At 61.6% G+C, this 20,653-nt stretch carries 19 protein-coding genes; 8 read left to right on the top strand and 11 right to left on the bottom strand.

All coding sequences use genetic code 11. The features are described 5' to 3' along the window. The first annotated feature begins 355 nt into the window (after positions 1-355). A complete protein-coding gene (gene hypB / locus VJ923_RS01855; protein ID WP_326437941.1) occupies positions 356-1,036 on the top strand; it encodes a hydrogenase nickel incorporation protein HypB in 681 nt (226 codons plus the stop codon). A gap of 56 nt (positions 1,037-1,092) precedes the next feature. Here the strand turns inward: hypB and VJ923_RS01850 are convergent, their stop codons facing one another. The 9 genes from VJ923_RS01850 to VJ923_RS01810 form a co-directional block, all read right to left on the bottom strand. Next, positions 1,093-1,752 (bottom strand): ABC transporter ATP-binding protein, encoded by a 660-nt coding sequence (locus VJ923_RS01850; RefSeq protein WP_326437939.1) that lies wholly within the window; start codon positions 1,750-1,752, stop codon positions 1,093-1,095. Beyond that, positions 1,736-2,557, bottom strand: a complete 822-nt coding sequence (locus VJ923_RS01845; RefSeq protein WP_326437937.1) for an ABC transporter ATP-binding protein — start codon at positions 2,555-2,557, stop codon at positions 1,736-1,738. The genes VJ923_RS01850 and VJ923_RS01845 overlap by 17 nt, the downstream gene beginning before the upstream one ends. Before the next feature lie 7 nt (positions 2,558-2,564). Further along, entirely contained in the window at positions 2,565-4,181 is a 1,617-nt protein-coding gene (locus VJ923_RS01840; protein WP_326437935.1) for an ABC transporter substrate-binding protein, read from the bottom strand. After that, a complete protein-coding gene (locus VJ923_RS01835) occupies positions 4,178-5,029 on the bottom strand; it encodes an ABC transporter permease (protein WP_326437933.1) in 852 nt (283 codons plus the stop codon). The genes VJ923_RS01840 and VJ923_RS01835 overlap by 4 nt, the downstream gene beginning before the upstream one ends. Further along, complete coding sequence (locus VJ923_RS01830) at positions 5,026-5,964, bottom strand: ABC transporter permease (RefSeq protein ID WP_326437931.1); 939 nt, start codon at positions 5,962-5,964, stop codon at positions 5,026-5,028. The genes VJ923_RS01835 and VJ923_RS01830 overlap by 4 nt, the downstream gene beginning before the upstream one ends. Before the next feature lie 242 nt (positions 5,965-6,206). Continuing rightward, positions 6,207-7,007 (bottom strand): MerR family transcriptional regulator, encoded by an 801-nt coding sequence (locus VJ923_RS01825; protein WP_326437929.1) that lies wholly within the window; start codon positions 7,005-7,007, stop codon positions 6,207-6,209. A 168-nt stretch (positions 7,008-7,175) separates the two neighbouring features. Further along, positions 7,176-7,592, bottom strand: a complete 417-nt coding sequence (locus VJ923_RS01820) for a cytochrome c3 family protein (RefSeq protein WP_326437927.1) — start codon at positions 7,590-7,592, stop codon at positions 7,176-7,178. Further along, positions 7,592-9,304 carry an FAD-dependent oxidoreductase gene (locus tag VJ923_RS01815; RefSeq protein ID WP_326437926.1) on the bottom strand — a complete coding sequence of 571 codons (1,713 nt, stop codon included), beginning with the start codon at positions 9,302-9,304 and terminating at the stop codon, positions 7,592-7,594. Before VJ923_RS01815 ends, VJ923_RS01820 begins: the two co-directional genes overlap by 1 nt. A gap of 304 nt (positions 9,305-9,608) precedes the next feature. Next, positions 9,609-10,016 carry an MGMT family protein gene (locus VJ923_RS01810; RefSeq protein WP_326437924.1) on the bottom strand — a complete coding sequence of 136 codons (408 nt, stop codon included), beginning with the start codon at positions 10,014-10,016 and terminating at the stop codon, positions 9,609-9,611. Between the two features lie 155 nt (positions 10,017-10,171). On the opposite strand from VJ923_RS01810, the gene VJ923_RS01805 reads away from it, so the two are divergent. Both VJ923_RS01805 and VJ923_RS01800 read left to right on the top strand, forming a co-directional pair. Next, positions 10,172-10,630, top strand: a complete 459-nt coding sequence (locus tag VJ923_RS01805) for a hypothetical protein (protein ID WP_326437922.1) — start codon at positions 10,172-10,174, stop codon at positions 10,628-10,630. A 210-nt stretch (positions 10,631-10,840) separates the two neighbouring features. Further along, positions 10,841-13,147, top strand: coding sequence for a hybrid sensor histidine kinase/response regulator (locus VJ923_RS01800; RefSeq protein ID WP_326437920.1), 2,307 nt, complete (start codon positions 10,841-10,843; stop codon positions 13,145-13,147). Here VJ923_RS01800 and VJ923_RS01795 read toward each other — a convergent pair. Beyond that, positions 13,122-14,039 carry a MerR family transcriptional regulator gene (locus VJ923_RS01795; protein WP_326437918.1) on the bottom strand — a complete coding sequence of 306 codons (918 nt, stop codon included), beginning with the start codon at positions 14,037-14,039 and terminating at the stop codon, positions 13,122-13,124. The genes VJ923_RS01800 and VJ923_RS01795 overlap by 26 nt on opposite strands. Before the next feature lie 178 nt (positions 14,040-14,217). Here VJ923_RS01795 and VJ923_RS01790 point away from each other — a divergent pair, with 178 nt between their 5' ends. The 3 genes from VJ923_RS01790 to VJ923_RS01780 all read left to right on the top strand — a co-directional run bounded on the left by VJ923_RS01790 (position 14,218) and on the right by VJ923_RS01780 (position 17,961). Next, positions 14,218-15,807 (top strand): molybdopterin-dependent oxidoreductase, encoded by a 1,590-nt coding sequence (locus VJ923_RS01790; protein ID WP_326437916.1) that lies wholly within the window; start codon positions 14,218-14,220, stop codon positions 15,805-15,807. Beyond that, complete coding sequence (locus VJ923_RS01785; protein WP_326437914.1) at positions 15,807-16,622, top strand: molybdopterin-dependent oxidoreductase; 816 nt, start codon at positions 15,807-15,809, stop codon at positions 16,620-16,622. Before VJ923_RS01790 ends, VJ923_RS01785 begins: the two co-directional genes overlap by 1 nt. Positions 16,623-16,863: 241 nt before the next feature. Further along, the gene (locus VJ923_RS01780; protein ID WP_326437912.1) at positions 16,864-17,961 is read left to right on the top strand and encodes an aldo/keto reductase; all 1,098 of its coding nucleotides are present in this window, start codon (positions 16,864-16,866) and stop codon (positions 17,959-17,961) included. A gap of 18 nt (positions 17,962-17,979) precedes the next feature. On the opposite strand, the gene VJ923_RS01775 is transcribed toward VJ923_RS01780, so the two are convergent. Then, the gene (locus tag VJ923_RS01775) at positions 17,980-18,867 is read right to left on the bottom strand and encodes a LysR family transcriptional regulator (protein WP_326437910.1); all 888 of its coding nucleotides are present in this window, start codon (positions 18,865-18,867) and stop codon (positions 17,980-17,982) included. 153 nt (positions 18,868-19,020) lie between these two features. Here VJ923_RS01775 and VJ923_RS01770 point away from each other — a divergent pair, with 153 nt between their 5' ends. Both VJ923_RS01770 and VJ923_RS01765 read left to right on the top strand, forming a co-directional pair. Then, on the top strand, positions 19,021-19,860 hold the full coding sequence (locus tag VJ923_RS01770; RefSeq protein ID WP_326437908.1) for an SDR family oxidoreductase: 840 nt from the start codon (positions 19,021-19,023) through the stop codon (positions 19,858-19,860). A gap of 2 nt (positions 19,861-19,862) precedes the next feature. Then, positions 19,863-20,636 (top strand): carboxymuconolactone decarboxylase family protein, encoded by a 774-nt coding sequence (locus tag VJ923_RS01765; RefSeq protein ID WP_326437906.1) that lies wholly within the window; start codon positions 19,863-19,865, stop codon positions 20,634-20,636. Positions 20,637-20,653 lie beyond the last annotated feature (17 nt).

The following is a 20,653-nucleotide window of genomic DNA, read 5'->3' as shown; positions in this document are numbered from 1 at the left end:
GAGAAAAAGTCCTATGTGGCATTTGTCGTAAAAGCCCGCAGGAGTCTAGCATCCCCTCCCCTCAATCCCTAGGCTGTTGTGCGGTTTGGGCGCCCCCGGCATCAGCGCGGGGGCGCTCTTTCTCTTGCAAGCAGCGTTCCTTATGGCTCTGCATTCAAGCAACTGGACTGAGGTTTGAGGTGTCGCTTTTAGGGACGGGAAAGAAGATGGTTCCGAGAATGCGAAAGGGCGGATTCGGAAATCGATACAGGTGAGCGGTTTTCTGCATTGCGAAAGAGGGGCTGCGCCCGTTACTATGATTGACGACAAAAGAACGCGCGGTGCCGGAGCGCCCGCTTGATGCGAAGGAGTCCCCATGGATCAGACTCGTGTTATCGAAGTAAAGAAGAACATCCTGGCCGCCAACGACGACGCGGCCGACGCCTTCCGCGCGGAGCGCGCCGAGGAGGGCACCTTCTTCGTGGACGTCATGGCGAGCCCGGGCGCTGGCAAGACGACGATTTTGCTGGCCATTATCAAGGAGCTGCGCAGCCGCGGCGTGCAGGACTTGGGCGTTATCGAGGCCGACCTTGAGTCCGATGTGGATGCGCTCAAGATCAAGGAAGCCGGTGTGGAGTCGGTGGAACTCAACACTCGCGGCGTGTGCCACGTGGAAATGGGCATGGTCACCATGGCCTTCGAGGCTTTCGACGGCGACCGCTTCGACTACCTGTTCCTGGAAAACATCGGCAATCTCGTGTGCCCGGCCGATTTCGACACCGGCGCCCACACCCGCGTGATGCTGCTCTCTGTGCCCGAGGGCTGGGACAAGGTCATGAAGTACCCGCCCATGTTCGCTGCCGTAGACGCGCTCATCGTCACCAAGTGCGATTACCTGCCCTTAAACGAGGATTTCGACATGGATCGCTTGAAGGAGCAGGCGCGCTTGCTGAATCCCACGCTCGACATCTTCGTGACGAGCGCCCGCACCCATGAGGGCATCCCCGAGCTGTGCGATTGGCTTCAGGCCCAGCGCGCCGAGAAAGTCGCCCAATAGCGCGCGGCGGCCGACGAGGCCGCAGCGTTTTGCTTTGGGCCTGAAAGCTACTGCCGTTAGAGCTGGTAGGTGCGGTGGCAGAAGGCGGCGGCCAGCGGGCGATTGTGGGTAATGAACAGGTAGGCCAGCCCGCGCTCGTCTTGTAGTTTCTGTAGGAGCTGCACCATTGAGGCCTGTACGGTGGCGTCCAGAGCCGAGGTAGCTTCATCGCAGATGATGAGCTTCGGGTTGCCGACCAGAGCCCGGGCGATGGCCGCGCGCTGGCATTGGCCCCCGGATAGCTCGAAGGCGTGGCGACGCAGGCAGCTGGGGGCAAGCCCCACGGCATCTAGAGCCTCGCGGGCCCGGGCGCGGGCCTCGGTGCGAGATACGCCGGGAATATAGCGGGCCCCTTCGGCCACGGCGGTTTCTATGGTCATGGCATCGGCAAACGACGCTGCCGGATTCTGGAACACCATCTGCACGGCGCGCCAGGCTTCACGGGTCGCTTTGAGCGTGCGGGCGTTTGGGGGAAATGAGCGCACGGCGCCGTTAAAGAACACCTGACCGCAATCGGCAGGTTCCAGCCCGGCGACGATGCGCGCGAGGGTCGTCTTGCCCCGGCCGCTGCCACCGACAAGGCCAACGGTCTCCCCGGCGTCAACGGAAAGGGAGACAGACTGAAGCACGGGCGCGCCGTTGTAGGACTTGCTCAGGCGATCAACGGTGAGAAGCATCGACGACCTCCCAGTTCTCGGGCTCGGGCAGCAGAGCGGCGATGAGCCCTTTCGTGTAATCTTCGCGCGGGTGGGCCAGCACCTGGTCGCTGGGCCCGCTTTCCACCAGGCGACCCTTTTCCATAACGCCCACCGCATCGGCTACCTTGCCGGCGGCGGCCAGGTCGTGGGTCACCATGACCACGGCCACGTCGTGCTCGTCGGCCAGGTGGCGCAGCATGGAAAGCACCTGGTCTTGCGATTGATCGTCAAGGGCGCTCGTAGGCTCGTCGGTCAGCAAGACGGCGGGGCGCGCCACCATGGCGAAGGCGAGGGCGACGCGCTGGGCCATGCCGCCCGAAAGCTCCCACGGGTACTTGCGCAGCACCGTATCGGGGTCGTTAAAGCCCATGTGACGGAGCAGATGATGTTCGAACTGATCGGCGTCGCCCTCGATGCGTCCGCGATGGGCGGCGATGACTTCATCGAACTGGCTCTTGATGCGTGCCAGCGGGTCGAGGGAGGAGATGGGGTCTTGGAACAGAAAGCCGATCTGGCCTCCGCGCAGCGTGGCCATGGCCCGCTCGGGTAGGTGGGTGATGTCGCGGCCTTCCAGGAAAACAGCGCCCTCGCTCACGGCCCCTCCTGGACCCAGCAGATGAGTCACGGCTCGCAGAACAGTGCTCTTGCCTGCGCCGCTCTCGCCCGCAAGTGCCAGGATATGGCCCCGGCGCACCGAGAACGTGATGTCGCGCACGGCGAGATGCCCGCGGTAGGTAACGGAGAGGTGCTCGAGGGCAAGGGCGGTATCGGCGGTCTGCGTCACGGTGCTCCTAGGCGATATCGGTATCAGCGGTGATGAAGTAGTATTCCGACGGCGCCACGGCCAGGCCGGTTACGCCCACCGTCGAGATGATGGTGGTCTGGGAATTCGAGAAGAACACATAGGGAAGGTCGTCGAGCACGATTTGTGCGATTTGGCGAGCGATCTCGTCGCGCTCGTCCTCGCCGTAGGTGTCGCTCAGCTGGGCAACGAGTGTGTCCACGTCGCGGTTGGAGTAATGCCCGAAATTGTTCGAGGCGCCGGTGGCGAAGCTCATGGCGGCGAAATAGCCCTGGTTGCCCGTGGGGGCCATGGCGTAGCTGTCCAGGGTCATATCCGGGTTATCCCGGGCGAAGGTCTCGGCGTCTTCCAAGAAGTAGTCGGTGGGTACCAAAGAGAGCTTGATGCCCACTTGGGAGAGCCTCGACTGCAGATCGTCGGCCAGGCTCACAAAGCGCCCGTAGCGGGTGCACACGTAGAGGGTGAGCTCAACGGGCTGCCCGTCGGCCTCGCGCACGCCGTCGCCGTCGCTGTCGGTGATGCCGGCCGCATCCAGAAGGCGAGAGGCGTTCTCGATGCTGCACTGGTCGATGGCCACCTTAAGCCCCTCGGTGCCGCCGAAGGGCAACGTGGCGCTGTAGACGCCCCAGCTGGGCACCTGGGAGCCCCCGCAGATGACGCTGGCATAGCCGTCGCGGTCGATGCAAGAGGCGATGGCGGCGCGGATAGCGGCATGGGAGATAAGGTCGTGGTCCATGTTGAAGCGGATGAAGTCGGCGCGCGAGCTGGTCTTCTGCTCAACTTTGAAGCGCTCGTCGCCCTGAAGCGCGGCGAGCACCGAGGCATCGGGCATGGCGACGGCTTGAATCTCGCCATTCTGCAGCGCGAGGGCCGTGGCCGTGTCGTCGGCAAACGAGGTGAGGCGGATGGCGTTAAGCTTCGGTGTGCCGTTCCAGTAGTGCTCGTTGGGGGCGAGATCCACGTGGTCCTCGGCGACGAAGTCGACGGCGCGGTAGGGGCCGGTGGCCGGGGTGCCCGCAGCGTAGTCGATGCCGTCGCCGACATAGTAGACGCACAGAAGCGGATCGCACAGGATGTTCTCGAGGGCGGGGACGGGATTTTCCGTGGTAAGGGTCAGCTCGAGCCCATCGGCCTCGATGCGGGAGAGGGCCAGCGTCTCAGCGGCGCGCGGGTTCGTCTCGTAGGTGCGCTCCCAGCACCCCTTCACTGCCGACGCATCCAAAGGCTCGCCGTTGGAGAACTTCACGTCGTCCCGAAGCGTGATTTTCCACGTGTGCTCGTCGACGTTTTCCGCAGAGGCGGCGAGCCACGGCTCGGCGGTCAGGTCATCGGAGACGCGAAAGAGGTTTTCCACGATTCCGTAATACTGCAAATACCAGCTGTCCCAGTCCGAGGCCGGATCCAGCGACATGGCGTAGAAGTAGGTGGCCGATCCCGCGTGGAGCATTTTGGCCGTCGTAGCGCCATCGGTGCCATCGGCGGAGTTCGTAGCCGGCCCGCCGCAGCCGCAAAGACACAGGGTCAAGCTCAAAGCCGCGCATACGGCGGCTTTACCGAGCCGGAATCGGGGCGTGGGGGCAGAGCCTCTTCTCAGGGTTGTTCTCACGGGCGGTTCCTTTCCGAGAACGGGCTTTCTTGAGTGGTGCGCGCGTCAATGACGTCGCGCAGGGTGTCGCCGAGCAGGTTGAACACGACAACGGTTACGAGCAGGGCCGCTGCCGGCGCGAGAATGCACCAGGGTGCAAGGGAGAAGACGGGCTGAGCCTCGGCCATCAGAGCCCCCCACTCGTTGGTGGGGCGCTCGGGTCCCAGACCCAGAAACGAGAGCCCCGCCATGGTCAGCACCACGTCGCCGACAGAGAGCGTCGCCAGCACCGCAAGAGAGCCAGCAAGCTTGGGAGCAATGTAGCGCGCAACGATGGCGAGGGAGCCCGCGCCGCACAGCCGGGCGGCGTCGATGGCCTCCGAGGCGCGCAAAGACGCCGTCATATTGAGGGCCACCCGTGCAAGGACGGTCCAGTACACCGCCGCAATGGCCACCACCATGTTTCCCATGCCTGGGCCGAGAATGCCGGCGATGGCGACGGCGAGCACAAAGCTCGGGAACGCCTGGAACACGACGACGATTTTTCGCACGACGGCTTCAATGGCTCCGCCGGCAAAGGCAGCTGCGGCCCCAGCGAAGGCGCCGATGAGCAGCGAGAGGGCAACGACAGCAAGGGCCATGGCCAAAGACTCGCCGCCGCCGGCCAAGGTGCGGGCCAGCACGTCGCGACCGACGTTGTCGCCGCCGAGAACCAGATTGTTCTCACCGGGGGCGCTGAGGGCCCGTGATAGATCGGTGACGGAGGCGGCCTCCGAGAAGAGCGCGGTGCCGATCAGGGCAGCTGCGATGAGCGCGGCTGCGGCAAGGGCCCAGATTGCAAGGCGGGTGCGAGGGGAAGGAGCTCTCATCGCCGGCCCTCGCTTTCAGCGCTGCGCGGGTCGATGCAGCGGCACAAGGCGTCGATCAGGCCGTTCACGATAAGGTAGATGATGCCGAGGGTAAGCGCGTAGCCGACGATGACGGGGTAGTCGCGAGCCCCGATGGCCACGATGGAGAGGTATCCCACCCCCGGCCAGCTGAAGATGGACTCGACGATGGCGGTTCCGCCCAGAAGCGATCCGATGGAAATGCCTGTAAGCGACAGCAGGGGCACGGCCATGTTGCGCAGCACATGCCGCCAGATGATGCGGCTTTCGGGAATGCCCCGGGCTTGCAGGCCGGCCACGTAGGGCTGGGAAAGCTCGCCTATGGCCGCGGCGCGCACTTGGCGTATGTACCAGGCCGAAAGCGGGAGGGCGAGGGCCAGGGTGGGCATGACGAGCCCTGAGACATCGCGGCTGGCGATGACATTGAACAGGTGCAGCTGGCTTGCCAGCGTGAAGAGCAGAAGAAGCGCCACGAAGAACATGGGCAGGGCGTTGAACAGGAACGTGAGGCCTCGGATAAAGTAGTCGAGCGGGCTGTTGCGGTGCGTGGCGCACAGGATGCCGAGGGGCACGGCGATGATAAGCGTGAGGGCCATGGCGGTGGCGGTGAGCGCCAGCGTGTAGGGGAGGGCATCGAAAAGCATCGCGGTCACAGGCGCGCCGGTGCGGTAGGACTCGCCCAGATCTCCGCTAAGGGCCGCGCCCAGCCAGCCGAGGTACTGCAGGGGAATCGGCCGATCGATACCGAGCTCGGCGCGCTTGGCATCGATTTGCTCGGCGGTGGGCACAATGCCGTTATCGGTGAAGTAGCGCGTCGCCGAATCGGTCGGCGAGAGCACCGACAAGGCGAAGGCGAGCACGGTCACGCCGATGAGGACGGCCGCAGCGCCAAGGATTGATTTCAGGGCCTTCGCCATGGTGCTCGCTATTTCACCGCACCGACGAGAAACAGCGGGGAGGAGCCATAGTAGGCCTTGGAAAGGTGATCGCCGGAGGTCTTGGGGTTCGCGAGCGTGGCCGTCGGGTTCATGGGCGCTCCTTGAAGTCGTGAGTGTTACCAATGTTGATGACGTAACACATCATAGAAGACTCGGTGTTACGAATCAATAGGTAGTAATATCCCCACTCCGAATTCCCCGGCCAACGGCGAGAACGGCTTCTAGGAGTTCGTCCCTTCGATGGGAACGTAGAGGACTTCGATGTCGCTGCCCTCTCCGTCGAGGTTGAGGAACATGGGCATAATGAGGATGTCGCTGCGGATAGCCAGTCCGTGTTCTTCCAGGTATTCGAAAAGGTTGTCGAATGTCTCTTTCTGAATGGATTCTTCGCGGGTGACCATGCGGCGGAAGCGCAGGCAGCGGCCGAGCTCGAGACGTTTCACGTGCTCCTGGGCATAATCGGAAAGAAAGTGCTGCTCTTCAACGGAGAGCGTGTTGATGTAATCGGGGTCAACGGCCGGGCTGTCGTCTAGCAGGTTGTCACGGGAGATGATGCGGGCGCAGCTTGTGATGCTGAGCAGGTCGTAGTACTCGGCGAGCACCTTCTCGTTTTCCATGGAGACGGTGAAATCGCGTCCGTAAGATGCGTTCACGTAGAGTTGGTCGGGGATATGGACGATTTTGAAATCAACCTTACCGTCGGTCTCGAGAACGTCCAGCACACTTTCGATGCGCCGCTGGCGGTAGTCCAGCAAAATGCGCTCGCGTTCCAGCTTTTGGCGTTGCTCTTGCAGCGATTCACGGAATTCCGCCGTGTCCTGCTTGGCGTCGAGCATGGCAACGGCCTCGCTGATGCTGAATCCGTACTGCAGAAGAATGCGAAAGGCGTTCGAGCGAAAGGCGTCTTCGGGGGTGAACACGCGGTAGCCGTTCTCGGTACGATCGGAGAGCACGAGCCCGTGCTTCTCGTAGAACCGAATCTTCGATTGGGTCATGCCGGTCATGGCTGCGAATTGCTTCATCCGGTACATGGTCTTCCTCCCCAAGACGCGCAAAGGATGTGCTCTTATCGTATCTGGTTTCCATCGATGGCGCGAGAAGCGTCACCGACCTTCGAATAAAGACAAGGAAAAACCCCGGCCGACGCGAAGCCTGACCGGGGTTTCCGGAGGGCTCAATAATTTGAGCTGCTACAGGAACAGGGAATCCTCGTGGTATTCGGATCCTTCTGCCGAGTAGGTATGGCAATTGGAGCACCAGTTGCGGGTGACTTCCTGGCCCCTCTCGTGGCAGTTGTCGCAGGAGTTATAGCCGCCGTGGATGGAGGCGTGAGGGTTCCATTGTCCCAGGTCGGCGGTCTGCTCGGCATGGGCCTCATAGGAGCCGCCATGGCAGGCGAGGCAGGCCTCGTCTGACACATAGGGACCCGTAGGATCGGTAGGGTCGGCCTCGCTGGCCGCGGTCTGCTCGGTAGCGGCGCCGGTGCCGGCCATGTCGGTCTTGTCGGCATCGCCGGCCGGGGCGCAGCCCGCAGCGGCCAGGGCGGCCACGAGGGCGACGGTGGACAGCGCGATCAGCGCTTTCACGCTCAGGTTCTTCTTGCTCATTAGTTGCCTCCGTTCACCATGTGGTCAGCGGCCACATATCCGAAGGTGGCGGCGCGTCCCACGGACGTGCCAGGAATGTGGCGCGGATAGTTGCCCGAATAGAAGCTGCCCGAGGCGTTGCCCGTGGCGTAAAGGCCCTCGATGGGAGCGCCGGTGGTGTCGAGCACCTGGGCATTGCCGTTGATGGCCAAGCCGCCCACGGTAGCCAGGATGACGTTGCAGGTGAGCAGCGCATAGTACGTGCCGCCAGTGAAGGCTTGGTTGTTGCCCGTGTAGCGGTAGTACTCCGGATCGCGCTCGACCTTGTCGGCGAACAGCTGGTTGTACTCGTTGATGGTCGCTTCAAGCGCAGCGCCGTCGATGCCGGCTTTCTGGGCCACTTCGGCAATGGAGGCGCCGCGGAACAGGTGCCCCTTGGCCTCATCGCGGTCGAGCTGGCCGCGGGCCGCATCGCCGCCCTTCTCAAGAGAGCTGGCGATCATGGCCTCGTCGAAGATGCAGAAGCAGGTATGACCACGGCGAATCTGCAGGTTCATGGCGTTGCCGGCGTACTGGCGCGGATTGTTCTCATTGGTGAAGCGCTTGCCCTCTTCGGTGACCATAATGCCCCAGTTCATTGCGCCGGGGAAGTAGACGCGCTTCTCCACGAAGGTGGAGGGCGTGGCGTTCGAGAAGTTCATCACCGGCTGGGGTAGCGAGTCCATATCGGCGCCTACGGCCAGGCCCATCATATGGCCGTCGCCCGTGGTGCCCCAGGACGGGTTCCACCAGGAAGAAGACTCGTAATCTTCGGGGCGCACCCAGGCCTGCATCATCTCGGGGTTGGCATCGTAACCGCCCGTAGCGATGAGTACGCCCTTGCTGGCGTTGATGCGGATGTAGCCGTCGGCGGTCTTGGCAATGGCGCCGGCGACGCGGTTACCCTCCTTCACCAGCTGCACGGCCGGCGTGGAGTAGCGCACTTCCCAGTTCGGGTACATGGAGCCGGCCTTCAGCAGGTCCTCGCACACATGCAGACCGAACAGCCAAGTTTTGGAGATGCCCTCGGGCATGCGGAAGTTCACGTAGGAGTCGATGACAGGGAAGCCGTTGTAGTTGGGGGCCTGGTCGAACTTGTAAATCTGCCAACCGGTGCCCGTCTTGTCGAACATGGCCTGCCAGAAGTCGGCCACCTCGCCGGAGTGCTTCACGTAGGAAGTAATGACCTCCGGGTCGGCGCGCCAGTCGCTTGCGCGCAGAATCTCATCAATGAGTTGGGCGTCGTCGATCTTGATGCCCTGTTCTTTCTGGAACGTAGCCTGAGTGGCGCCGAAGCTTTCCCAGGCGCTTCGGCCCTCGGTCATCTTCTCGATCATGAGAACCTTCGCACCCTCTTCGGCAGCCTTGAGGCTCGCCATGATGCCGCCGATGCCGGCACCGATGATGAGCACCTCGGTGTCCTCGGTAGCGACAATCTCGTCATCGCCGATAGTGCGATCCTCGAATGCTACGGGGCCGTGGGGGCCGGGGCACTCCGCCTTGCGCATGGGCAGAAGCGATGCGTCGCTGCCCAATGCTGCGGAGTACGGGTTGCCCGCTGCTACGGCCTCGCCAGCAGCCTCGGCATCCTCGGCGAAGGCCACGCCCGCGCCGCCCAGGGCGAGTGCGCCGGCCACGCCCGTGACGCCAGCGCCCTTGAGGAAGTCGCGTCTCGTCAGCTTGGTCTTGCTCATGTTCCCTCCTTCTCGTTGGTTATGATTTTGCACAGGGCCTCCATGGGCCATGCACAAAATCGACACAACGCGAGGTTAAACCCTGAACATGGTTTAAGGTCAAGAGGATTTTGTCATCAAATTGTCAGATTTGTTACGCGTGATAAGTTGCGAGGTCAACTAGTGAATTTGCTTCCTGATGCTAGTACCCAGCGAGGGCGCACGTAGCGAGCAGGAGCCCGAGAAACGCGAAAATGAGAGCAGTGAACGGGCGAGGAGGCGAGCGGTTGAAAATTCGGTCAGGGCTCGGGGTCGCGCAGGTGTCTCAGGCGCGGGGGCGTTCGGCCAGCTCGGCCTCCCAGTCGAAGTCGGCGGGAGGACCCATGGGAGCATCATCGTCGCCGTTTTCGGGCCGGCCGTCCCATTGGTGTTGGTCCATGAGCACACGGCCTTCGTCGTCGAAGGCGACGCCCTCTGCGGCCAGCATCTTGCGCTGCTCGTCGGGGCCGCCGAAGGCAAAGCCGGTGGCCATACGCCCGTCCTTGAACACAACGCGGTGGCAGGGGGTGCACCCCGGATCGGTGCCGGGCTCTGGGTTCGCGTGGAGGGCGTACCCCACGTAGCGCGCGGCCCGCGGCGCGCCGATGAGCCGGCCCACCTGGCCGTAGGTGGCCACCTTCCCGCGCGGAATGCGCCGCACCACACCAAACACTCTGTTAGCAAAATCGCCCATGACGCTCCTTCGCGCCTGCCCGTTGTTTCTAGGGGCAACCATAGCAGAAAGAACGCGCGAGAAACAACAGCACGTTGGGTATTGATGAGCTATCTACTTAGGTATTATGATGATTCAGCTAGCTGCAAAGCATCAACGAACAGTAAGGAGTGGGAATGAAAAAGTCGAAGATTATCGCTGCGGTGGTTTGCGCGCTTGCCCTGTGCGTCGCTCTTGTGGGCTGCGCTGGCGGCGGCACGGAGGGCGGCAACAACGACGCGAACTTCCAGGGCGACTGGATGCTTTCCGGAGGCACGAACGACGGTCAGGAGCTCGATGCCGACAGCATCAAGGCGATGGAGGACATGGGGCTTTACGTGTACGTCCAGCTGAACGAGGGCGGCAGCGCCGTCATCAGCCTGTTCGGCACCAACATGGAGGGCACGTGGACGGCTAAGGACGCCTCGACGGTGACGCTCGAGTTCGAGGGCGACCAGTTTGACGCCACGCTGGAGAACGGCGAGCTGGTCATGTCGGTCGAGGGCAACTCTCTGCGCTTTGCCAAGGGCGCCATCCCGCCCGAGGCCACCGAGGTCCAGCGCGACGAGAACCAGCAGGCCGAGCCCGAGGCCTAGGCAACGGGTCTCGCTCACCGCGAATCGCTTGCCCGCGAGGCGTCCTTAAGGGGCGCCTCTTTTGTGCACGGTGTCCATATTGCTTCAAACCTTTGCACAAGATGATGAGGCGCGTTTCAAAAATAGGCACTTGTACAGCGCGTTTCCCTAGGCGCATCCGCTCAAAAGTGCTATATTGAAAAGCACCGATTTTTCGAAAGGGCGGGTGCCATGGAAGAATTGCTGAAAGCGAGTGCGACGCTGCTCAAAGAGAGCCCCCAGCCTTTCGGAATTGCCCATGTCACCATCGACGATGAGGGAAAACCCCTCGACATCGTTTACGACTACTACAACGCCTCCATGGCCGCCATGACCGGTTCGTCCCTCAGCGATTTGCTCGGCAAGGGCGTTTACGACCTATGGGGCGGCGATACCACTTGGCTCGATTATTTCTACCAGGCCGCCCATGAGGGCCGCACCATCGAATTCGAAACTGCCAACGAGATGCTCGAGGAATTCCAGCACGTGTGCGTGTTTCCCATTCAGGAGGGATATTGCGCCTTTACCATCGAGGACGTCTCCGATTGGATCAGCCCGGCGCACCTCTCCATGGAGCAGGCCGATTCGGGGCTGTTCTTCTACGACATGCGCACCAAGCGCGTGCTGCTGACACCTTCGGCCAAGGAAGTGTGCGGCATCGACATCACCTACACGAGCCTCGTCGATTTCGTGAGCGAGGCCTTCGGTGCTGAATGCGTGGAAAAGGTGCGCGCTCAGGCCCAGGCGTTTCGCAACCGCGCGGGCGGCATCTACTTCGAGGGCAGGCTATCAGACGGGCGCTGGTTGCGCTTCAGCCTGCACCATGCGAACGGAGGGCACCAGTTCTCCTACGGATTTCTGGAGGACATTACCCGCACCAAGGAGGCCGAGGAGCAAAGCTCGTATTACTTCGATATCGTCGACAGCCTATCGCGCGAGAACTTCGCGCTGTATCTGGTCGATTTGAAGGAAGACCGCGTCGAGCCCTATCGGCTGCGCGAGGGAGCGGCGGGCCGCGACGATGCGGTGCCGTTCTCGGAGGCGGAGTATTCCGAGACCATCGATCGCTATATCGCGACCTATGTGGTCGAGCAGGACCGCGAGCGCGTGTTCCGCGATATGTCCCGCGATGCGCTGCTTTCGCGCTTTGCCCAGGGCGCCAAAGAGGTGGCGCTCAACTACCAGCGAAAATACAATGGCGACGAACAGTATGTGGAGGCCCGCGCCATCCGGCTTGAGGGAGACGGAACGAAGGTTGTGCTGGCCGCCCGCAACGTCACCCAGGAGATGAACGAGCAATTGCGCCAGCGCAGTGCTCTGCAAAGCGCGCTGGAGCTGGCCGAGCATGCCAGCAGCGCGAAATCTACCTTCCTCACGAATATGTCCCACGATTTTCGTACGCCCATGAACTCCATTTCGGGCTTTGCGAACATCGCGCTGGACCATTTGGAAGACACCAGCCGGGTGCGCGACTGCCTGCATAAGATTATCTTGTCGAGCGACCACTTGCTGAACCTCGTGAACGACATATTGGATGTGAGCCGCATCGAAAGCGGCAAGCTGTCTTTGGCCGAGGACCCTATCAACGTGGTGGAGCTGGCCCGCGATGCCGAGAACATGTTCGCCGACAAGGCCGCTGCCCAAAGCCTCGATTTCACCCTTGACGTGGCGGTGACCCATCCTCACGTGCTGTCGGACACGCTGCGCTTGAGCCAGATTGTCGTGAACACCCTGGGCAACGCCATCAAGTTCACCCCGGCCGGCGGCATGGTGGCCATGAGCCTGCGCGAGAGCGATGAGGCCCGGCGGGGGTTCGGCTCTTATATCATCACGGTGCGCGACACCGGCTGCGGCATGACGCCGGAGTTCCTCAGCAAGGTTTTCGACCCCTTCGAGCGCGACGGCCTCGGTTATGCCAACAAGACCGAGGGCACGGGGCTCGGCATGACCATCACCAAGAGCCTGGTGGACCTTCTGGGCGGCACGATCGAAGTGGAAAGCGAGGTGGGCCGCGGCTCGGTGTTCACCATCGCGCTGCCGTTGCGTCTGGCTGAAGGGCCCGAGGCTGATGCGCCGGAGGGCAGAGTCGTTCCGGTCCAAGAGCGCGATTTCACGGGCTGTCGCGTGCTCGTGGTAGATGACGACGATTTGTCCCGCGAGATTCTCGTGGAAATCCTCAAGGGCTACGGCTTTGCGTCCGATGAGGCCCGCGACGGCGATGCGGCCGTGCAGAAGATTGCCTCGGTGGCACCGTTTTACTACGATGCCGTGCTCATGGACATGCGCATGCCCCGCATGGACGGCGACGAGGCGACCCGGGTCATTCGCGCGCTTGACCGCCCCGATGCGGCGAGCCTGCCCATCATCGCCGAGACGGCCGACGCCTTCGAGGAAGGCTACCGCCGCGCCCGCGATGCCGGCATGACGGCCCTTACCACCAAGCCGCTGAAGACCCAAGAGCTCATCGCGCTGCTTACCGAGCACATTCCCGAGAAGTAGCGGATACCGGGGTCGATTTCACTGGCAGGCAGTAGCGGTGCAGCAATCCCTCGTCTGTGCCGAAGTAGCGGGCGAAGGGGAAGATGTCCTCTACGAAAAGATCCCCCGCGACGGACAGTCCCTGTTCTCTCGCATGGGCCCATAGCTTCTGGATCATTAGGAAATCGAAGCCGTCCCCGTCTTCGTTGTAGCCAATGTCGCGGTAGATGACCAAGTGCGGTCCGCCGGCAATACTTTGTGCGCTTTCAAGGCTTTCCGGCGAGGCGGGCGATGCGGGCACGAATGCGCGCCGCTGCCAAGCGTACGGGTCGTCGAGCTCGTTGGGCGCAACAAGATAGCCGACATTGCGGAACAGGCGAGACGGCCAGCCTCTCTCGGCGATGGTCCGTTTGACGAAATGAACAATCCACTCCCATTGCTCGGCGGCTGAATAGGTCTCGCGGTCCAGCAGGGTGGGCTCGTCGCGGGGAATGGAAAACTCCAGGATGGGAAAAGGAGCGATGTCCTCCTGCAGCACAACGTCGCAAGGAGGGTGGGAGAGGAACAGATCGCAGTTGGCGCGCAGCGATTCGGCTGATTCGCGTGTTGCTGTCAGTTCGCGCTGCCTGTCTTCGATATCGGCAATCGCCGCGTCGATGCGCGTCCGCAGGTACTGGGCGTCTTTTTTCTCGCCGATCTCGCGAATCTCGTCGAGTGACAGGCCTATAGATTGCAGCGACGCCACCAAATCGAGTTGCGCAGATTGGGCAATGTTGAAGTACTGGTACCCTGAGATGCGATCAATGTAGGCGGGATCGATAAGGCCCTTTCCCTGATAGACCCGGAGCGCTTTTTTCGAAATACCGTTCGCTTCAGCCATGGCCCCGAATTTAAGCATTTTTTCTTGAGGCATAGTTCCTTCCTTTGGACTTTCGAACAGTAAACCGTGCCCCAAGGGAACAGTCAACAAAACAGCCGCTTCCCTCCAAAGAATCTTGACCGTTCCCCTAGGGCCCTGGTTACCGTTCTGCGACGTAATGTTTACATGGAAGGAGAGGGGAGCAGTGGTTTCCATGAAAAAGAACCGGAAATTGATCTGCGCGAGCGCCTGTGTGGCCCTGGTGGGTGCATTGGCGCTTGCAAGCTGTGCGCCTCAGCCGAAGGCATCGAATGATGCTGCCGAGGCTGCGCAGCCGATGGGTGAGGCCTCTGGTGGCGTGATGCTTCAAGCGAGTTACGACCCCGCCGGGCCCATCGTCCGGCAGCTGGAGGACGGGCGCTATGTGCAGCTTACGCCCACCGACCAACCGAGCTACGGCTCGGACGTGCGCACCAACATCGATGTGCTGAAGGCCGATGCGCGAGGTTGCGCGACCTGTCACTTGGATCTAGGTGCCACGCTGGAGAGCTTCGACCCCACCCACGCGGGGCTTATGGGCGGTCTCAATATGCCCATGGATGTGACCCAGTGCAAAGCCTGCCACCACGATATGTCATGGGTGGGCGTCTTGGGCCCGAAGGTTCATGCGCTTCACAACGTGGCTATGGATGGCTCGTCTGGTCCATCCTGCTTTACCTGCCACGAGGTTGACTCAGAGGGCAATATGCTGCTTTGGGAAGAAGTCAAACATGGCGCCATGGCCGGTATCACCGCCGTCGAGGATGTTCAAGGTGACTTCGTGTGGGACCAGGAAGGAATAAGCGACGGGCTGCCCAACATCAATTGGCTCAATAAAGACTATGATCAGATGCGCTGGGATCATTACGTGAACGGAGATCCCCTTGACCAGGAAATGTTCGATACGTGGCAGATTTCCATCACGGGCCTGGTGGGCGAGGAGAAAACCTGGACGTTGCCCGAGCTCATCGAACAGGCACCCTCTATCACCACGACACTGTGCCAGCAGTGCGAGCTGAACCCGCTTAATGGCAACTTGATAGGCCAGGCAGAGGTGAAGGGCATTCCCCTGGACTGGGTGATTGAGCAGGCAGGCGGCGTAACGGATGGCGCCGTGGGGCTGACTACCGTATCGCCTGACCGCGCCGCTTCTCAGTATTATGGCACGAACCTCACTGACCTCGAAGGTCATGATGCGCTCATTGTCTACGAGATGAATGGTGAGCCGCTATCCTGGATTGATGGTTACCCGGCCGCAATTTGGATTGGCGGTCAGGTCGCCTCGCGCATTTCGAAGAACTTCTCCGAGATCATCATCGATGACGTCGATTACTCTACCCAGGGCGTGGGCGGCGACGGCATGCTGCAGGGCTGGTACAAGCCCAACGTGGGTATTCTGAATACGGTGGAGGGGCAGGTTCTGCAGGCGGGCACGCCCTATACTTTTGAAGGCTGGGCCAATGCATGGGAGCTACCTATGGTAGCCATGGAATTTTCCATGGATGGCGGTGCCACGTGGACGCGCTTCGACACCCCCGATGCGACTTCGGATCGCTGGGTTCATTGGCAGTTCACGTGGACGCCTGAAGCCGATGCTGATTCTGCCTATGTGCTGATGGTGCGCGGTGTGGCTCGTAACGAAGATGGAACAACGACTATTTTCGGCAACCTGGATGCCTCGGTGAGCGAGGAGCGCCAGGAGGTTGAGCGTCGCACGGAAATACCGCTGGAGATGCTAGTGAACGCGCGCGCGGATATGAACTCGATCGAGGTGAGCGAATAATGAGCGAGAAAATGAGGAAGATTGCGGGAATTGGAGGTTCGGCACTGCTTTTGGCCTCCATGGGCGCGAGCGGCACGCTAGCTTTTGCCGACCAGGCTTCGTCTGAAGTTATGTCGACTGGGGCCGAGGAGTCGGTTGCGGTCGAGGGTGCCCGTGTCGCATGCCCCATTGTGCAGGGTGTATTTGCCTTCACGCAAAGCGAGGTAACGCCTCTGTCGGCTATTGTCAAAAACATGGGCGAGTCGGCCCGCTATTTGTGCGGATCTGCTTACGCAGGTGGAACTGCGGCGGAAAATGTCGAGGCGTGGGAGATCGCTGTGGGCGGCGCTGTGCGAAACGCCTATGTCGCGACGGCCGAGCAGATCATGGACGGAGAAGATGCTCAAACGGCCATTATGGGCTGTAGCTGCGCGGGCAATCCGGCAGATGGGGCTGCCAGCATCAACGCGGCAGTCACGGGTGTGAGCGTATCGCACCTCCTCGCTGCTGCCCGCCCCGCCGAGGACGCGAACACAGTGGTGTTCTCTTCGGCCGATGGCTACGAGGTCGCCTTGCCGTTACGCTATTTGGAGCAGCGTTATGCCCCTCTCGTGTTCGCGGTGAACGGATCGCCGCTCGATGAGTCCATGGGCGGCGCCAATCAACTGTGGCTGGGGTCTACCTCAGCTCGTTACTTCGCTCGTGACATTATTGCCATCACCGTGGAAACGCGTGACACCTCTGAGGTGCCGGCCGCTCCCGGAATCGATGCGGCTGAGCGCGACTATGCGAACCTGCCGAATGTGGGTGTTGCTTTCGGCGGCACGGTGAAGTAACCCGAATCAAGCCCTCCCTCTGAAGCCCGCGACGGTAAACGGCGCGGGCTTTTTGTATCTTCATGTGGTTCCATGCATTAGTCGATTGAGCATTAGTCAGACTTATGAAGTGAAGAAGAGCATGCGATTGCTTGCAAGATTCCTCAATCTTACTATAGACTGAGGGCGCAGCATGGCCTTGCGTGCGTCATTGAGTTTTATGTCTTCCCGGAGCAGGTCGAAGGCCTGGAAAGGATGCCCTATGGAATACCGGACACTGCCCCATGGCGGGGAGAAGATCAGCGTCATCGGCCTGGGGGCCGGAAGCCTGCACAATTCATCGACCGCAGAGATTGAGCGAACGGTGCGCGCGGCCATGGAGGCCGGCGTGAACTACATGGACTTCATCCCCAGCGAGGCCTCGGCCTTCGAGGGCATCGCCCGGGCCCTGCGCGGTCAGCGTGACCGCATGATGTTGCAGGTGCACCTTGGCGCCGACTACTCTCGCGGAGCCTACGGCTGGACCACCGACGCCAAGACGGCCATCCGCGAGTTCGAGGAGCGTTTACGCACTCTTGACACTGACTACGCCGACTTCGGCTTCATCCATTGCATCGACGAGGATGCCGATTTCGACAAGGTGATGAACGGGGGCATTTGGGACTACGCCTGCCGCCGCAAGCAAGAGGGCGTCATTCGCCATCTGGGCTTTTCTACCCATAGCGTGCACATCGCCCGGCGTTTTTTGGCCACGGGGGCCATGGACATGGGCATGTTCTCGATGAATCCCATGTACGACTTCACCGATGAATCGGCCTACGGCAAGGGCAGTGCTGATGATCGTGCTTCGCTTTACAAGGAGTTCGAGCGCGCCGGCGTGGGCATTTCGGTCATGAAGACCTTTGCCGGTGGCCAGTTGCTCGATGCGGTGGCTTCGCCGTTCCATGCGCCGCTCACGCCGGTGCAGTGCCTGCAGTATGTGCTGGACAAGCCCGGCGTCATCGTGGCCCTGCCCGGTGTGCGCAACGAGGCCGATCTGGCGGATATGCTCGCTTGGGTTGACGCGACGCCCGAGCAGCGCAGCTATGCGGTCATCGGCCAGTTCGCACCGCCCGAGGCCGAAGGGGTGTGCGTCTACTGCAACCACTGCCAGCCCTGTCCCGAGGGCATCGCCATAGGTCTTGCCAACAAGTACTATGATTTGGCGCGTCTGGGCGACGCCATGGCCGCCGACCACTACCGCACGTTGGAGCGCCACGCGAGCGATTGCACCCACTGCGGGCACTGCAATCGCCGCTGCCCCTTCGGCGTCAATCAGAGCGCCCGCATGACCGAGATTGCGGCGTACTTCGGGGTGTAGCGTTTGCGGCAAGCGGGGTTAGGCGAAGAGGCCCTCGAGGATCTCGGCGAACTCCTCGACGAGGGGAGTGGTTCGACTCTTCAGCCAGAAGGCGTAGTACTCGTGAGAAAGCTGCTGGTCGCCAGAAGTTGTTAAGGGGATGCGGCGCAAAATGGTGCCCGAGGGTCCTTCGGCCAGGCGCGACTCCGTGGGCATGAAGCCGTGGTTACCGGCCACGAGCATGCGGCCCTCTTCGCGGGAGCGCACGAAGAGGAACTCTCCGTCGAAGTTCAGGTGGTCGCGATAGAAGGCGCGCTCGACCTCTTCCAGTTCCGGGGAGGCGATGAGAATGGCGGTCTGGTTCTTGAGAACGCCCACGGTAAGGCGCTCGGCGGTGGCGAGAGGATTGCTCTCGGAGAGCTCTGCGTAGGCGTAGCCCGTCATCAAATAGCGGTTCTCGAAATCGTCGGACAGCTCGCGGCGCCGGTCGTTGAAGGCCATGTCCACGGTGCCGGCAAGCATCATGCGGTACAACTCGTCGTGGCTGCCGCCGATGGCATTGATCTCGATGTGCGGATGGCGCGCGGCGAAGGCGGCCACAGCGGCTTGCACTTCCCAGCCTTCATAACGGTTGAGGTACCCCACGGAAAGCTTCGCCCCATAGCCACCGGCGATACCCTGCACCTCGTAGCGCAAATCTTCCAGCTGGGCGAGAATGTCGGCGGCTTTGCGATAGAAGTGCTCCCCGGCGGGAGTGAGGCGGAAGCTACGGCCGCGGCGTTCGATAAGCTCGATGTCGAGGTCGCCCTCGAGCGCCTTCACCTGCTGGGAGATGGCCGATTGCGAGACGAAGTTTTCCTCAGCAGCTTTGGTGAAGCTGCCACTTCGGCAGACGGCGCAGAAGTATTCCAGCTGACGCATGAGCATGGCGCATCCTCCTTTAGCGTGATTGCATTAGTGTAACTGATGAAAAGCAAAAGTTATTGGAATTGTTGATAAGTATAAAGCCGCTTAATATGGGCTCATGGCAAAAGCGGATCTCGGTTGGCCCGCGAAGACACGAAAAGAAAGAAGGTCGCCATGGACAACGCGAATACGTGGCTTGTCACCGGCGTAAGCTCCGGCTTCGGCAACGAGATGACTCGACAGCTTTTGGAGGCCGGCAAGACCGTCATCGGCACCGTGCGCTCGAGGGATAAGGTGGAAGAGCTCATCGAGCGCTACCCTGACACCTTCGACTGCGTCATTCTGGATGTGACCGATGTGCCTGCCGTGCACGAGGTTATCAACGCAGCTTTCGATCGTCATGGTGTGATTGACGTCGTCGTGAGCAATGCAGGCTACGGCCTGTTCGGCGCGGCTGAGGAGCTTTCCGATGCCGATATCGACAAGATCATCGCCACTGATCTCACCGGGTCCATCCAGGTGATTCGCACGGCACTGCCCCACCTGCGCGAGCAGGGCCATGGCCGCATCATCCAGGTTTCCAGCTACGGCGGGCAGGTGGCCTACGCCGCCAACAGCATGTACCATGCCTGCAAGTTCGGCATTGAGGGCTTTTGTGAATCGGTGGCCCAGGAGGTGGCGAAGTTCAACATCGGCGTCACCATCGTCGAGCCCGGCGGTGCGCGCACCGAGTTTCGCTACGGCAGCGCGCATGTGGCCGATCTCATGCCCGCCTACGATCACGTGCACGGCTTTTTGAACATGCTCGATCCCGCTAAGGGCTTGGCTGCGGGCGATCCTGCGAAGATGGCCGCGCGCATGATTGAGTCAGTGGCCATCGAGCCGGCGCCGCTGCGCCAGGTCTATGGAAGCCAGGCGCTTGCCGCCACTATCGAGCGCCTTGAGGAGCGCCTGGGCGACTACAAAACCCAGACGGAACTGGCCGCTTCTACCGACTACCCGGCAGGTGAGTAGCCATGACCTACGAGGCTCGTATCACCGAAGACGCCCGCGCCTTTCATGAGAAGATGTTCCCGGGCTACGAAAGTGACTTTCTGCGTACCGACCCTGAGTTCATTGAGCGCTTCGACAATTTCGCCTTCGACGAGGTTGTCACGCAGGTGCAGCTCGACGACGAGACACGCTATCTGGGCTGGCTTGCCACGCTTCTGGGTTGCCAGGGCATCGATGAATATTGCGCGATGCTCCCTGCCGCGTTGCGCAACGGCATCACGCCCGTTCAGGCGAAAGAGGTTGTCTATCAGGCCGTGGCCTATCTGGGTATTGGACGCGTGTTCCCGTTTCTGAAGGCGACCAATGAGATCCTGGAAGCCCAGGACACCCAGCTTCCTCTGCCCGAACGGGCAACCACCAAGCCCGAGCGCAAAAGCCGTATGGCCGCAGGCGAGCAGGCGCAAGTCGACATCTTCGGCGAATCCATGCGCGATTACAAGTCGAAGGGCAATCCCGATTACCCCTGGATAAACGAGTGGCTCGTGGACAACTGCTTCGGCGACTGGTACACCCGCGGCGGGCTCGATCTGAAGCAGCGCGAGCTCGTGACCTTCTGTTACATCGCCGCCCAGGGCGGCTGCGACGCACAGCTGCGTGGTCATGCCGGCGCGAATCTGTCCGTGGGCAACTCCCGCGAACTGCTTATCCGCGTCGTCTCGAGCAACCTGCCCTTCATCGGCTATCCCCGCACCCTAAACGCTCTGGCCGCCCTCGATGCGGTGGCGCAGGACGGATAGGCGTTTGCCTGTATCGC

The organism is Adlercreutzia shanghongiae (genome assembly GCF_035830635.1).
Lineage (GTDB): Bacteria > Actinomycetota > Coriobacteriia > Coriobacteriales > Eggerthellaceae > Adlercreutzia > Adlercreutzia shanghongiae.
The sequence above is the reverse complement of the archived record's forward strand: the minus strand, read 5'-3'. Positions and strand labels throughout refer to the sequence as shown.

Bases quoted from the DNA above. Each gene is read 5' to 3' on its own strand.
- hypB (WP_326437941.1), top strand. From the start codon at position 356: ATGGATCAGACTCGTGTTATCGAAGTAAAGAAGAACATCCTGGCCGCC.
- VJ923_RS01850 (WP_326437939.1), bottom strand. From the start codon at position 1,752: ATGCTTCTCACCGTTGATCGCCTGAGCAAGTCCTACAACGGCGCGCCC.
- VJ923_RS01835 (WP_326437933.1), bottom strand. From the start codon at position 5,029: ATGAGAGCTCCTTCCCCTCGCACCCGCCTTGCAATCTGGGCCCTTGCC.
- VJ923_RS01830 (WP_326437931.1), bottom strand. From the start codon at position 5,964: ATGGCGAAGGCCCTGAAATCAATCCTTGGCGCTGCGGCCGTCCTCATC.
- VJ923_RS01825 (WP_326437929.1), bottom strand. From the start codon at position 7,007: ATGAAGCAATTCGCAGCCATGACCGGCATGACCCAATCGAAGATTCGG.
- VJ923_RS01820 (WP_326437927.1), bottom strand. From the start codon at position 7,592: ATGAGCAAGAAGAACCTGAGCGTGAAAGCGCTGATCGCGCTGTCCACC.
- VJ923_RS01815 (WP_326437926.1), bottom strand. From the start codon at position 9,304: ATGAGCAAGACCAAGCTGACGAGACGCGACTTCCTCAAGGGCGCTGGC.
- VJ923_RS01810 (WP_326437924.1), bottom strand. From the start codon at position 10,016: ATGGGCGATTTTGCTAACAGAGTGTTTGGTGTGGTGCGGCGCATTCCG.
- VJ923_RS01805 (WP_326437922.1), top strand. From the start codon at position 10,172: ATGAAAAAGTCGAAGATTATCGCTGCGGTGGTTTGCGCGCTTGCCCTG.
- VJ923_RS01800 (WP_326437920.1), top strand. From the start codon at position 10,841: ATGGAAGAATTGCTGAAAGCGAGTGCGACGCTGCTCAAAGAGAGCCCC.
- VJ923_RS01795 (WP_326437918.1), bottom strand. From the start codon at position 14,039: ATGCCTCAAGAAAAAATGCTTAAATTCGGGGCCATGGCTGAAGCGAAC.
- VJ923_RS01785 (WP_326437914.1), top strand. From the start codon at position 15,807: ATGAGCGAGAAAATGAGGAAGATTGCGGGAATTGGAGGTTCGGCACTG.
- VJ923_RS01780 (WP_326437912.1), top strand. From the start codon at position 16,864: ATGGAATACCGGACACTGCCCCATGGCGGGGAGAAGATCAGCGTCATC.
- VJ923_RS01775 (WP_326437910.1), bottom strand. From the start codon at position 18,867: ATGCTCATGCGTCAGCTGGAATACTTCTGCGCCGTCTGCCGAAGTGGC.
- VJ923_RS01770 (WP_326437908.1), top strand. From the start codon at position 19,021: ATGGACAACGCGAATACGTGGCTTGTCACCGGCGTAAGCTCCGGCTTC.
- VJ923_RS01765 (WP_326437906.1), top strand. From the start codon at position 19,863: ATGACCTACGAGGCTCGTATCACCGAAGACGCCCGCGCCTTTCATGAG.